The 11,514-nt window shown below is 58.6% G+C and carries 14 protein-coding genes and 1 riboswitch; of the genes, 4 read left to right on the top strand and 10 right to left on the bottom strand.

The window, feature by feature from the left end:
- Positions 1–88: 88 nt before the first annotated feature.
- A complete protein-coding gene (locus tag N0Q91_RS28405; RefSeq protein WP_275598850.1) occupies positions 89–1,375 on the top strand; it encodes an ABC transporter substrate-binding protein in 1,287 nt (428 codons plus the stop codon).
- A gap of 434 nt (positions 1,376–1,809) precedes the next feature.
- Here N0Q91_RS28405 and N0Q91_RS28410 read toward each other — a convergent pair whose 3' ends face one another.
- On the bottom strand, positions 1,810–2,055 hold the full coding sequence (locus tag N0Q91_RS28410; RefSeq protein WP_248446360.1) for a DUF982 domain-containing protein: 246 nt from the start codon (positions 2,053–2,055) through the stop codon (positions 1,810–1,812).
- A gap of 254 nt (positions 2,056–2,309) precedes the next feature.
- Between N0Q91_RS28410 and N0Q91_RS28415 the strand changes: the two genes are divergently transcribed.
- Positions 2,310–4,184: an adenylate/guanylate cyclase domain-containing protein gene (locus N0Q91_RS28415; RefSeq protein WP_275598851.1), complete on the top strand. Its 1,875-nt coding sequence runs from the start codon at positions 2,310–2,312 to the stop codon at positions 4,182–4,184.
- Between the two features lie 951 nt (positions 4,185–5,135).
- On the opposite strand, the gene N0Q91_RS28420 is transcribed toward N0Q91_RS28415, so the two are convergent.
- Positions 5,136–5,396: a hypothetical protein gene (locus tag N0Q91_RS28420; protein ID WP_275598852.1), complete on the bottom strand. Its 261-nt coding sequence runs from the start codon at positions 5,394–5,396 to the stop codon at positions 5,136–5,138.
- Positions 5,397–5,562: 166 nt separating this feature from the next.
- Here N0Q91_RS28420 and N0Q91_RS28425 point away from each other — a divergent pair, with 166 nt between their 5' ends.
- Positions 5,563–5,817 carry a glycosyl hydrolase 108 family protein gene (locus N0Q91_RS28425; protein WP_275598853.1) on the top strand — a complete coding sequence of 85 codons (255 nt, stop codon included), beginning with the start codon at positions 5,563–5,565 and terminating at the stop codon, positions 5,815–5,817.
- Here the strand turns inward: N0Q91_RS28425 and N0Q91_RS28430 are convergent.
- The 3 genes from N0Q91_RS28430 to N0Q91_RS28440 all read right to left on the bottom strand — a co-directional run bounded on the left by N0Q91_RS28430 (position 5,814) and on the right by N0Q91_RS28440 (position 7,048).
- Positions 5,814–5,984, bottom strand: coding sequence for a hypothetical protein (locus tag N0Q91_RS28430; RefSeq protein WP_275598854.1), 171 nt, complete (start codon positions 5,982–5,984; stop codon positions 5,814–5,816). The two genes, N0Q91_RS28425 and N0Q91_RS28430, sit on opposite strands and share 4 nt — an antisense overlap.
- Positions 5,985–6,111: 127 nt before the next feature.
- Positions 6,112–6,303 carry a hypothetical protein gene (locus N0Q91_RS28435; RefSeq protein WP_275598855.1) on the bottom strand — a complete coding sequence of 64 codons (192 nt, stop codon included), beginning with the start codon at positions 6,301–6,303 and terminating at the stop codon, positions 6,112–6,114.
- 523 nt (positions 6,304–6,826) lie between these two features.
- Complete coding sequence (locus N0Q91_RS28440; RefSeq protein ID WP_275598856.1) at positions 6,827–7,048, bottom strand: hypothetical protein; 222 nt, start codon at positions 7,046–7,048, stop codon at positions 6,827–6,829.
- Positions 7,049–7,566: 518 nt separating this feature from the next.
- Positions 7,567–7,782, top strand: a riboswitch (cobalamin riboswitch).
- A 48-nt stretch (positions 7,783–7,830) separates the two neighbouring features.
- On the opposite strand from N0Q91_RS28440, the gene N0Q91_RS28445 reads away from it, so the two are divergent.
- Positions 7,831–8,511 (top strand): energy-coupling factor ABC transporter permease, encoded by a 681-nt coding sequence (locus N0Q91_RS28445; RefSeq protein WP_275598857.1) that lies wholly within the window; start codon positions 7,831–7,833, stop codon positions 8,509–8,511.
- Between the two features lie 334 nt (positions 8,512–8,845).
- Here the strand turns inward: N0Q91_RS28445 and N0Q91_RS28450 are convergent, their stop codons facing one another.
- From N0Q91_RS28450 to N0Q91_RS28470, 5 genes are all read right to left on the bottom strand, one after another.
- Positions 8,846–9,031: an EsV-1-7 cysteine-rich motif-containing protein gene (locus tag N0Q91_RS28450; protein WP_275598858.1), complete on the bottom strand. Its 186-nt coding sequence runs from the start codon at positions 9,029–9,031 to the stop codon at positions 8,846–8,848.
- Positions 9,032–9,411: 380 nt separating this feature from the next.
- A complete protein-coding gene (locus N0Q91_RS28455; protein WP_275598859.1) occupies positions 9,412–9,624 on the bottom strand; it encodes a hypothetical protein in 213 nt (70 codons plus the stop codon).
- 509 nt (positions 9,625–10,133) lie between these two features.
- Positions 10,134–10,514, bottom strand: coding sequence for a YbaN family protein (locus tag N0Q91_RS28460; protein ID WP_275598860.1), 381 nt, complete (start codon positions 10,512–10,514; stop codon positions 10,134–10,136).
- A gap of 137 nt (positions 10,515–10,651) precedes the next feature.
- Entirely contained in the window at positions 10,652–10,849 is a 198-nt protein-coding gene (locus N0Q91_RS28465) for a hypothetical protein (protein ID WP_275598861.1), read from the bottom strand.
- Positions 10,850–11,157: 308 nt separating this feature from the next.
- Positions 11,158–11,379, bottom strand: a complete 222-nt coding sequence (locus N0Q91_RS28470) for a heavy-metal-associated domain-containing protein (protein ID WP_275598862.1) — start codon at positions 11,377–11,379, stop codon at positions 11,158–11,160.
- Positions 11,380–11,514 lie beyond the last annotated feature (135 nt).

An 11,514-nucleotide genomic window follows, 5' to 3' on the forward strand; every position in this document is an offset into this window, starting at 1 on the left:
GACGATTTTTGCATAAGCTCTTGCGCTGATCGAAACCTGCAGGCGCCGGAGGAGAGCGCCGGGCAGGGCAGCACAGGGGAGGACTGGCATGCTAATCAACAGACGCGGTTTCATGGTCGGCGCGGCTGGCGCGGCGACGGGTATCGCCCTCGGTTCCCGTTCCGGCTTTGCCGCCGAAAGCGTGCAGTTGCGCGCGATGTGGTGGGGATCGAACGACCGCTCGAAACGGACGTTGGCGGTCGCCAAGCTTTTCGAGGAGAAGAACCCGGATATCAGGATCGTCGGTGAGAGCTTGAGCGGAGACGGGTACTGGACGAAGCTCGCCACGCAGATGGCCGGCCGCGCCATTGCCGATATCTTCCAGCTCGAGCCCAGCACGATTTCCGATTATTCCAAGCGCGGCGCCTGCATGGCGCTCGATCCCTTCATCTCTTCGGCGCTCGACGTCGACGCCTTCGGCAAGGACGTGCTGAAGCTGACCACGGTGGACGGAAAGCTCTGGGGCATCGGCCTCGGTCTCAATTCCTTCGCGCTGTTCTACGACGCCGATGCCTTCGCCAAAGCCGGCATCGCGCCGCCCGGGATCGACACTACCTGGGCGGAGTATGCCGACATCGCCGTCGAGATGACCAAGGCGGCCGGCAAGAAGAATGTCCGGGGCGGGCCCTATGGAGCCCGCTATGCCTATGTTTTCGACGCCTGGCTCCGCCAGCGTGGCAGCAGCCTCTACACCGATACCGGCCTTGGATTCGGCGCCGAGGAGGCGAAGGAGTGGTATGCCTATTGGGAGGAACTGCGCAAGCGCGGCGGCACCGTCGGCGCCGATATCCAGACGCTCGACCAGAACACGATCGACACCAATTGCCTGGCGCTCGGCTACTCGGCGATGGGCATGGCCTATTCCAACCAGATGGTCGGCTACCAGCTCATCATGAAAAGCAAGCTCGGCATCGGCATGCTGCCACGTGCCGAAAAGGGCGGCCCCTCCGGCCATTACTATCGCCCGGCGCTGATCTGGAGCATCGGCGCGTCGACGGAAAACGGGGAAGAGGCAGCCAAATTCATCAACTTCTTCGTCAATGATGTCGAGGCCGGCAAGATCCTCGGAGTCGAGCGCGGCGTACCCATGTCGCCGACGGTTCGCGAGGCCATCCTGCCCTCGCTCAACCCGACGGAGACGGAAACGGTGAAATACATCAATGCCCTCAAGCATCAGGTGGGCGGCTATCCGTCGCCGGCGCCGCTCGGATCGACCGAATTCGACCAGCGCGTGCTGCGCCCGATTGCCGACGAGCTCGCCTTCGAGCGGATATCGATTGAAGACGCGGCGACACGGCTGGTGGAGGAAGGCAAGGCCACGGTCCGCGCCGGCTGATCCAGTCAGCGGAATTCGAGTTGCAGACATTCTTGGCATTTGCATGTGATGTGCATGTGGCAGGCTCAACGATCCGTTCGGCAGACGTGTGATTGAGACCTCGGAAGCTGCCGATGCAGCCGTGCGAATTATGGCCGCTTGGCTTTGTCTGTCCTTCGATCGCTTGGTGCGCCCTGCGCACATCAATCATTCGCTCGATCGTTTACAGCAGCCGCGAAGACGCGTGATTACGACGTGGAGTGCGACCCTTTAATGATGCGCAGGCAGCATAGAGCGACGTCGCCAACATCGAGAGGCTGAAGCCAGGAGTGCGTGAAGGTTGACCACGGCTCCAAGATCGGAACGCTTGAGCCCTGGTCGAGGGCCGAAGTCAAGCTGTGTCGCCATGATCAGTGCCGTCGCAGCTCGTCTGCAAAGGGTAGGCCCGCGTAACCTCAGCTGAAGGTCTTGAGCTTCGCCTCTTCGATCGCTGCTAGGAAAGCGTCTCGTGCCGGCGCGGCAGGGGCGGCGCCGAGCATCGCATCTGTGCAGGCGTTCAAAGCAGCGGCGTATGTAATTCCGTCCATCTTCGGCCAGTTTTCGCTAAGCAGGCGAGCTGCAAACGTGGGCGACCACACGATCTGGACACCATCGAGATTGGGAACCTCGACGATCACGCATTCATCCCATGTTTCGTCCATGTTGATATTCCTGTTCTTTCGGGGCCTAACCGAGTTCCCTCTCAATCGTTCCAGCCGGCTACCACTGCGTGCAAGGCGCCGGCAGCTAAGGAGTCGCACGGGATTTCCGTTGCGCGGCTCGGATCGAGCGAAGCGCAGGTTAGATCGTTTTCGCCTCGCCTGGCAGAGACATTCATTAGCCGCTGGAGTATAATTGCCTCTGGCCTGGGACATGGCACCCCGAGCGTGGCAGTACACGAAAACTGGGTGGTCACATGGACGATCCGACCGTGCACAGACGTCTGACGGCCATCCTTGCCGCAGACGTAGTGACCTATAGCCGCCTCATGGCCCGGGATGAGGCAGGTACTCATGCGGCATGGAAATCGCACCGAAAGGACCTAATCGACCCCAAGATCGCCGAGTATGAGGGGCGTATCGTCAAGCTCACCGGCGATGGATTTCTGGCGGAGTTTCCAAGCGTCGTGAATGCAGTCACCTGCGCTGCCACGGTCCAGCGGTGTATGCTAGAGCGCAATGCGGATGTGCCGCGGCCAAGCCGGATCGAGCTTCGCATGGGCATCAATCTTGGCGACGTGATCGTTGAAAGCGACGACATTTTCGGGGACGGTGTCAACGTGGCTGTGCGCCTCGAAAAAATTGCGGCGCCGGGCGGTATCGCCGTATCTGCGGCCGTGCGAGATAACGTCGGCAACAGGCTGGATCTTCGATTTGAGGACATGGGCGAGCAGGCGCTCAAGAACATCGACCGGCCAGTGCGCGCCTACAGCATTTCTCTGGATTTCCCGGCGGCTCAAAAAACGGTCGGCTCGGATCCAGGCAGCCAAGACTCTTGGGAGATCGAGAAGCCGTCCATCGCGGTGCTGCCCTTCAACAATATAAGCGGCGACCCTGAGCAAGAATATTTCAGCGACGGGATCACGGAGGACATCATCACCGACCTGTCGAAAATCTCCGGCCTGTTCGTTGTCGCCCGCAATACGGCATATACCTACAAGAATAAGCCGGTGAAGGTGCAGCAGGTGAGCCAGGATCTCAGGGTGGGCTATATCCTAGAAGGAAGCGTACGGAGGGTCGGCTCTCGTGTGCGCGTCACCGCGCAACTCGTCGAGGGCAAGGGCGGTGGTCATCTCTGGGCCGATCGCTACGACTGGGATCTCACCGAAATCTTCGCTCTTCAAGACGAGATCACCCATACCATTGTAGACCACTTGAAGGTCAAGCTGCTTCCAGAGGAAAAGAAGGACATCGGTCGAGTGCCCACCGGGAACTTCGAGGCCTATGCGTATTACCTTAGGGGGCGGCAATTTCTGCACTGGCACTCAAAGTCGCATTACGTTCTGGCGAAGCGTATGTTCGCCATGGCGGTCGCACTCGACCCGCTTTATGCACGGGCCTACGCCGGAATTGCTGATTGCGACTCCTTCCTCTTCCTACACTACAACGCTGACGTGTCGATCGACGGCATTTTGGCCACCAGCGCAAAGGCGCTGGATCTTGAGAGCGGTCTCGCAGAAGCGCACGCTTCACTCGGCCTCGCCCTGTCGCTTCGCGAGCGACATTCGGAAGCGATGGCGGAGTTCGATCAGGCCATCGCCCTCGATCCCGATCTGTTTGAGGCCCATTATTTCTATGCCCGCGCTTGCTTCACCCAGGGTAAACTGGACGAAGCGGCAAGGCTTTTCCAGCGCGCCGCAGACATCAAACCTGACGATTATCAGGCCTTACTTGTGCTCATTAACGTTCTCCGCTCGCTCGGGCGCGAGCAGGAAATGAATACCGCGGCGCGGGAAGGCGTCGCGCGCGCCGAACGTGAGCTCATGATGCGCCCGGAAAATCCAAGACCCGCCTATTTGGGGGCTGTGGGGCTTGCGGCACTTGGTGAGCTTGATCGCGCGAAGGAATGGGCGGGACGAGCTTTGGCGATCGATCCCGACGATCGCCTGGCCAAATATAATGTGGCCTGCTTTTACTCGCTCCAGGGCGAACCTGATCGGGCGATCGACTTGCTAGTCGAGCTTCTCCCGGGGGCCACCCATGAAACAAAGAGGTGGGTGAAATTCGACTCGGATCTCGACTTGATCCGTAGTCATCCGCGTTTCCCCGAGGTACTTGAGCTCCTCGGGTGACCGATACTCCGGCGATGATTTTTCGGCAATTTAGGCGAAGAGCAGGTCGAATGAGATCTTGGGGGATGGTTTGAGACGTCCAAGCGCTCCGCGCAAGGGTTCGCGGGCGCATCCGGAACATCCACGAAGCGCTCTGGCCAACCCTCGTCGAAAGACGATTCAACTTTCCGGACCTCCGGTACCGATAGGCCGGAAATGAATTCGTTGCCGGCAAACTGCGACCGGCCGGCAACGTCCGCACGCCGCCGGATACACCAACGACTCCCAGAGGCCCAAGGGCCTGCCGCCCGCAAACCTCGCCAGCCTCGCCACAACGGCAAGCTCCCTTCGCTGAGATGGCTTTTGGCAACCATGCTGATCTCGCGCAGGCGTTCGCGGCAGCGCTTCCCAGCGCGGCAACTGGCGCGACTCTGCAGACGACAACAAACAAGAGATTCGTCCGACTTTCGGCGAATTGATGAAGGCGGCCAGCGATGCGTTCCGTGTCTTCGTCAGAGATGGGATTCGCCACATTCGGCCTGGGCTGGTGGTGAATACAAGCGCACGCACCCGCTTAATGCCCTGGTGGGCGCTACGCTCGGACTCGCCGACGAGCAGATCGACGCCATGTGGGCGGGCGGCGGCGGCCGACCGCTAAAACTCCCGAAGGACAGATACGATGAACACGACGGTGCAGTCTCTGCAGCGGCGCTTGGTTGCGCTCGGCTCTCCTGACGAACGTGCCACCGCTTCCCGGCCCGAGCGTAGAAGAGTTCATCGCGGAGCTGCCGGCATTCGAATGGTCGTGATGCAACGTTCCTCTTCGAGGAACGTTTGCGTACCAGGGGCGCGGCAAAGGAGGATTACGATGCGTCCTGCCGAACGCGTCAAGATCATAGAATGGATCGCGGCGTTCGCCTCAGTCGCTCTTGTCGGGGTGCTGATGGTCACGAGGTTACTCTGACCCCGCGTTCACACTATGCCAGAGAATTTCTGATGCTCGCGAACATAGGCTAGCGTGGCAGCCTCCAAGCTCTTGCACTTCCTCTCGGATTTGAGCAGAGCGTGGTCGTCTTTCTGGGATGAGCATCGAAGCACGTCCCGACGCAGACAAGCGTCCTCGTAGACAGCGCAGAGCTTAAGAAACGCGACATCTTGAGTCATCCAAACATTATCGCGCAACTCAGGCGCCGCTAAAAGCAACCGGGTCATTCCTGTTTTCTGCGCATCCATTGTCACTCCCGCGAACCTAAAAAAGCAGTGATCATCAACGCGGCAGCAGAGAAGTAGTTCCACGACTATAAAAAAACAACTTTTAGTAACAGGTGCTTAGCCACAAAACTTCGGATTCCACGGGAGCGGAATCCCTTCCCCCATTTCCCATAATCGAAGGTGAAATATGGCTCGGGAAACGCTTCCCGTCGCCCTCGAACTCGTGTTCGGGGATGAGAGCGGCTATTCGAATCGCAGCAGGGACCGCGGCGGTCCGACCAAATATGGCGTAACGCATAGAACGCCGGCGGCGCACCGCGGGCTGAAGTCAGTGCCGGCCGACCAGGTGAAGGGGATGAGCCGCGAGAAGGCCGTCGACATCTACCAGCGTTCGTTCTGGCTACAGTGCGGCGGGGATCTCCTTCCGCCCGGGCTGGATTAGGCCATCTTCGACTTCGCCGTGAACTCCGGACCGGCGCGCGCGGTGAAGTCACTGCAGAAGGTCGTCGGCGCCCGCGAGGACGGCCATATCGGCGAGCAGACGCTTGCGGCCGTGCGGAAATTCGAGGGCGGCGTCAGCACGTTCATCCGTGCCTGCGATGAGCGCATGCGCTTCCTCCGGTCGCTCAGCAATCCAAACACCGGCTTCCCGGTCAACGGCCGTGGCGGGACCATTCGTGTCACCGGCAAGGATACGAAACGGCTGTGGAAGGATCAGCCCGGCGTGATCGGCAACTCAGTACCGCCACCTCGGCGCGCGTTTGGCATTGTGAAGCAACTCCGAAGCCTCCGCGAAATCGCCAAAAAGGCTGGTCAAGCGCTTCTCCTCCTCTTGAGGCAAGCGTTGCCGCCGGCAAAAAGCGTGTATGTTCCATACCTTAGTAGTAGTTTGATTAGAAATCTTATCGGCTTCAACGCGCTCTACCATCTAGCTCCTCCCAAAGCCAAGGAGGTTAGCCTATGCTACTTAAGTCTAATAAAGCAAGAAATAACTAAGTAATACTTATTGCCGTATCGTGCTGGCTGCGATTAGTAGCTGACGGGAGAAAGATCCGCAGTGAAGTTGATGCCAGGTGCTTGCGGCGACTTCCCTTTGGCCAAGATGCTGACTTCGGAAACGCCGCCGTCGGGATTTTATGGTGACCTTATCGGCGCCGAAAACCGACGTGATGCCGTTGTGCGTCGTATGGCGGCTTGTGGTTACAGCGGCCGTCAGCCGGTCGCCTTCGGTCGAGTATGATCGGACATAATTTAATAATTCGGCGTCACCACCCCAGATCTTACCGTCGATAACGTGACGCTGGATGTATCCGCCAATCTTACTTCGTCACTTCGGGCCCGACGCAGCACCCCTATGACAGGTTGCCTATAGGAACCGCTGAGCTCATGTTCGGGGATGAGGGCTACCATGCAAGTGCTTGTTGCCGCGTTGCTGTCTTGCGCTCGATTTTTTAGATGATGCCGGGGAATTCGCCATCATGCTGATCGTCGGGCTCGGCCAACGCCGGTATGGGCTTGATAGGCCTTGCTGCTAGAGCTTTGAGGTCCTCGGCTAGGCCTGCGAGCTGCGCTGCAAAGTCCATCAAATTTGAAGCCGCGCAGTGCGCCGCGATATCCGAGAGGCCAGAAGCCGGCTCGTTTCGGCCGGCGCATTTCGGTTCGCTATCGTCCATGTCTCAGTCCCATTTCCATCAATGTGGATCAATGGCGAGGCCCGTCAAGGGCTGCGGCCGGTGACGAGCCTCCCGGCCGCCTGCGAGGGGCTGGAGCGACCAATGTCAGTTTAGGCCGGACGAGCGCCGGCCGCCATTAACCAGTGCGGCTTAGCCCGCTTGAATCTGCACCGATCTCGCCAGACGCGCTCTTCGCCTGGCGCTCGGTCGTGTGGACCTATTCTACGGCCGAACTGGTGAAGGTTCTAGCCGGCGAGCGACCGCAGCCGAGCGTCGAAGAGCTGCCGGCAATCGAGTGGCCGTGATTTGAAATGTTCAGACGATGCCGGAGAATTTCTGATGCTCGCGCACTTAGGCTTTTGCCGCCGCTTCTAGGCTCTTGCACTTCTTTTCGGACTTGAGCAGAGCGTGATCATCTTTCGGCGCAAGGTGGAGAACGGATAGTCCAGTGGACAAATGTGGGACCTTTGACAGCAATGGCTTTCGAACATTCTTCATTGTGTTTTGGCCGGCGCGAGCATAACAGTTCAGATGATGGTTCCGCCCGACTGGAGGGAAGGCGGATGAAAAGGGAATACGGTGAGGACGACCCCTCAGGGGCCAAAACCGTGGCTGCCCCCGCAACTGTGAGCGGCGAGCAAAGTCCAGAGATGCCATTGGCCGTGGATCGGCTGATAAGGCGGACCAAGCTACGACCCGCAAGCCAGGAGACCTGCCATCAGATTTGGGCGATACGCCTCAACAACTGCCATGCCGCACGGTGGGTGCGGAAAGGAGAGCACATGCATATCGAACCAGGCGTCGTGGACGGCGCCAAAATTTTGTTGAGTTATGCCACTGCCGCAGGGGCTTTCGGGCTCACCGCCAAGTTGGCGACTGACAGTATTCGCAACGACGGTGGTGCGGGCACGCTCGCGTTGCGCAGTGTCGTCACAACGGCTTTGGTCTTCTGCTTTTTCGAAGTTCTGCCGCACCATCCTGTAGGCGTCTCGGAAGTCCACCTTATCCTCGGATCAACCCTACTTCTACTGTTTGGTGCAGGCGCCGCCGCGATCGGCCTTGCAGCCGGGCTGCTTCTTCAAGGGCTTTTCTTTGCACCCTTTGATTTGCCGCAATATGGCATGAACGTAACAACATTGCTGGTGCCCCTTTGGGCGGTCAGTCTGTTCGCCGAGCGGATCATTCCGGCCCGGACCGCGTATGTGGACCTGAAATACGGGCAAGCTTTGGCGCTTTCCACGGCCTATCAGAGTGGTATTGTTGCTTGGGTAGCCTTCTGGGCCCTGTATGGCCACGGATTCAGCGTCGAAAACCTCGCCGCCGTCAGCTCCTTCGGTGTTGCCTATATGGGCGTTATCCTGCTGGAGCCTCTGATCGATCTGGGTGTTCTCGCCGGTGCAAAGGCGCTCGACCGCTACAGTCGCGGTCCTATGTTCAATATTAGATTGCATCAGGCGGTCTGAACAAGATCAACGCCATAGGCATCTTTAGGCGCAAGCGGGCTGGACCGCTTGCGCCGTACGTCACGAACTGCGGAGGACTTGGCCGGTAACCACGGTCCGATACGCCTGCTCGCAAAATCGGTCATGCAATTGGGCGCTGTGAACAGCTGAGCTTCGGCCGCAATTCTTCAAGGGTGCTCTGGCTGCTGAACCTGGCCGCCCGCCATTTCCCTTCGGTTCACCCAAATGCGAAAATCACTCGCTGCGCAGCGTGCGCCGAGGATCTGTTCTTCGCTCCGCGAGCCGCAGATACCCTATACCGTCCGGATAGGCCCCGCGGGTGTCGGGTTCCAAGTCAACGCCGGGGCTGTGCCTCATGGCGCGACTTCCATTCCGGCTGATGCTCAGAGCAGAACCAGTGCGGCTCCGCCCGATCGACGGCGAAGCCAAAGCTGCCCCATCTGGCGCAGCCCGGATGCTCGCAGTCGTGGACGTACGGCCCGAGATCGTAGTGAGGCTTCGCGCCCAGTTCGTCACTCAAAGGACGACCTCCTGTGGTCGCCTCCCCAATTTTGGGGAGTTCGAGCATCGGTTGATTGTTCTTCGTTTGTTCTTACATTATCTCATCGCCATGGTCGAGACAATTGGCGATGCATTCAGCCTCGGTTGGCAAGTCAAAGCGCGATGTGCATTCGGTAACCGCGAAGGCATGAAATCCGTTCGCCAGTGCACTTGGACTTATGATCTCGACATGCTGACGCTGGTCGCGACGCGGGGCAGGGACTTTCCGCTGGCGATGCTCGCCAGTCGCCTTCGCTGTCCTCGCTGTGGATCGAGAAGTGTGGCCGTCGTGTTCATTCCGCCTTCGGAGGGCGACACGCGCCGAGGGGCGGCCTAACTGCGTTTGAAGCCTAGTTCGCCCTAGGCTGCAGGTTTGAGCATTTCGCGTATGCTCGCCTTGTTCCTGACGCCCCTTTGATAAACCTCTATCAGCCTGGCTGCCAGATCGGCCGCCTCAGGGCAATCATAGGTCATTCTTCTGGCTTTGATCTCCTCGTCGAACAGGCTCTGCAACAATTCGATATCGCTCGGAGTGAGAAACCTGGGATCGATTGCATGGAACTGAGAGGTCATTAACCGATCTCCTCTCTAGGGGCGCAATAGCGGAAGCTCCTCCGCAGGACGCCCGGGTAAATCCTGCGGCGCAAGAGCATTTTAAACCGAAGAACGGCGATCGCGAGTCGCGAAAATTAACGGCACGGATGAACATAAGCAGTGATCCGATCAACATCTCGTCCGCTATTGGCTGCATGGCTAAAGCAGCTTCAAAGAGGCCTGCGATCGCACACAAGCAAGAATACAACCTTACGTCCAGTAAAATGCTGTCATTACCGTGTCTCGTTGGGGGAGCGGCAAAAGCAACACCGAGTCACCAAGTCCCCAAAGAATTCCCGGACTGACCTCCTAGGTATTCCGCGACGCCTAATGTGTTAGGGCGTCGAGTGAATTAGGCCTCTCTCCTGGGTCAAGAGCGCTGCCGCACTTGTTCCTTAGAGGCGATCACATTCACCACTGCCGGCCGGCGCGCATTGCCCACAAAACGACGTTTCAAAAAAGTAAGCGCGGGGGGCATGCTGCTGAGCTCATCGCTTGTTTGGCGGTTCGGGACGGGACACGATGAAGGCACCGCATGTGAGCATGATCCCCGCAACCACGAGCAAAACGGTTGCCGGTGGTTCGAGCGCAACCCACAAGTAGACGAGCGCCAAGCTCATCAGCAAAATTGCAGATATCTTGGCACGACGTGAGATTGCGCCTTCTTCCCGCCAGTCACGTAACGGCGGCCCTAGCAAGGGATGGTCCATCAGCCATTTCGCGAGGCGCGGCGAGGAGCGTGAAAACAACCATACTGCCAGGAGCAGGAAAGGCGTCGTCGGCAGCAACGGGAGGAAGATTCCGGCGATGCCGAGCCCGACCATCACCCAGGCGAGGCTGAGAAGTGCAAGGCGCATGGAAAGATTCATCTACCTTCGTCCGGTCAGCTACCAAATGCCGGCAACGCGTGTTCCCGCGGAGACGAAAATAAAGCTCCGGATTGGAGGGAGACAGGTGCTTCATTTCTCAACATACAGGAGTGGCGGGGAAAAGCAGCCTCGCTGCTCTAGGCACCGCCGAGCGTCTCCGTATCGTCGAATGCGGTGTCTTTGCCGAGTTCTGATTCATCTTCAGTTAAGGCGAGATAACCGTGACTGCCTAACCAGTCTCGAACGATGAAACGAAGGGCATCTTCCCGGTTAACCGCATATTCAGCCATGAGGAGCTGAATTCCGCGTTCTGATTCTTCTTCGAGGTAAGTCATCGAGCTGCCCCTGTGTTGCCGGTGTCGATCAAACCGAAAATCCAATCACATGACAAGGCTCCCGTTGTGGGCCTTTTTCTTCCACGCGCTCGTGATTCCATGCAATTATCTCAGGGCACTCAGACGGAAGTCTTCTCGACCAGAGGGAAGGCAAACGTTACAGGTCGCCAACCTTGCAGCATGTCCGTGCGATCTCCTCCGGGTCTGCCGCCCTCTCGCTCTCGTCCAGCCGATGCAATTTCCGCGCGGACTGGGCGTGCTTTGAATTCCGTCACAGCTGCGTTTCGATTGTTTTCGGTTGCCTTGGATCAATCGACGTGGCTGCAGCAGGACTTCTTGAAGGACGCCCGGTAACCAGCGTCTTCAATCGCAGCGATGAATACATCGGATCCGATCCCGGATTCGATCGAGGCGGTTTTCGCCTCGAGATTGACGACCACCTTGGCCTGGGCGTCGGCGGCTTTGACGGCCTTCTCGACAGTGGCGGCGCAATGTCCGCAGGTCATGTCTTCTACGATGAGGTGATGCATCGAAAGTCTCCTTTGATCTGACTTGAGTGAATGTGGAGATTCCAACGATGGCAAGGTCAAGGGTGCCCTACAATTCTGTCTGTGCACCCCTGAGGATGGTGGCCAGAACCAGAACCGGCGAGCCAAGGAAAGGAA

Source organism: Sinorhizobium prairiense (assembly GCF_029201645.2).
In the GTDB taxonomy this organism is placed as follows: domain Bacteria; phylum Pseudomonadota; class Alphaproteobacteria; order Rhizobiales; family Rhizobiaceae; genus Sinorhizobium; species Sinorhizobium meliloti_A.

Excerpts from the sequence above, each read along its gene's own strand:
- N0Q91_RS28405 (WP_275598850.1), top strand. The coding sequence starts at position 89 with ATGCTAATCAACAGACGCGGTTTCATGGTCGGCGCGGCTGGCGCGGCG.
- N0Q91_RS28410 (WP_248446360.1), bottom strand. The coding sequence starts at position 2,055 with ATGGACGAAACATGGGATGAATGCGTGATCGTCGAGGTTCCCAATCTC.
- N0Q91_RS28415 (WP_275598851.1), top strand. The coding sequence starts at position 2,310 with ATGGACGATCCGACCGTGCACAGACGTCTGACGGCCATCCTTGCCGCA.
- N0Q91_RS28420 (WP_275598852.1), bottom strand. The coding sequence starts at position 5,396 with ATGGATGCGCAGAAAACAGGAATGACCCGGTTGCTTTTAGCGGCGCCT.
- N0Q91_RS28425 (WP_275598853.1), top strand. The coding sequence starts at position 5,563 with ATGGCTCGGGAAACGCTTCCCGTCGCCCTCGAACTCGTGTTCGGGGAT.
- N0Q91_RS28430 (WP_275598854.1), bottom strand. The coding sequence starts at position 5,984 with ATGCGCTCATCGCAGGCACGGATGAACGTGCTGACGCCGCCCTCGAAT.
- N0Q91_RS28435 (WP_275598855.1), bottom strand. The coding sequence starts at position 6,303 with ATGGTAGAGCGCGTTGAAGCCGATAAGATTTCTAATCAAACTACTACT.
- N0Q91_RS28440 (WP_275598856.1), bottom strand. The coding sequence starts at position 7,048 with ATGGACGATAGCGAACCGAAATGCGCCGGCCGAAACGAGCCGGCTTCT.
- N0Q91_RS28445 (WP_275598857.1), top strand. The coding sequence starts at position 7,831 with ATGCATATCGAACCAGGCGTCGTGGACGGCGCCAAAATTTTGTTGAGT.
- N0Q91_RS28455 (WP_275598859.1), bottom strand. The coding sequence starts at position 9,624 with ATGACCTCTCAGTTCCATGCAATCGATCCCAGGTTTCTCACTCCGAGC.
- N0Q91_RS28460 (WP_275598860.1), bottom strand. The coding sequence starts at position 10,514 with ATGAATCTTTCCATGCGCCTTGCACTTCTCAGCCTCGCCTGGGTGATG.
- N0Q91_RS28465 (WP_275598861.1), bottom strand. The coding sequence starts at position 10,849 with ATGACTTACCTCGAAGAAGAATCAGAACGCGGAATTCAGCTCCTCATG.
- N0Q91_RS28470 (WP_275598862.1), bottom strand. The coding sequence starts at position 11,379 with ATGCATCACCTCATCGTAGAAGACATGACCTGCGGACATTGCGCCGCC.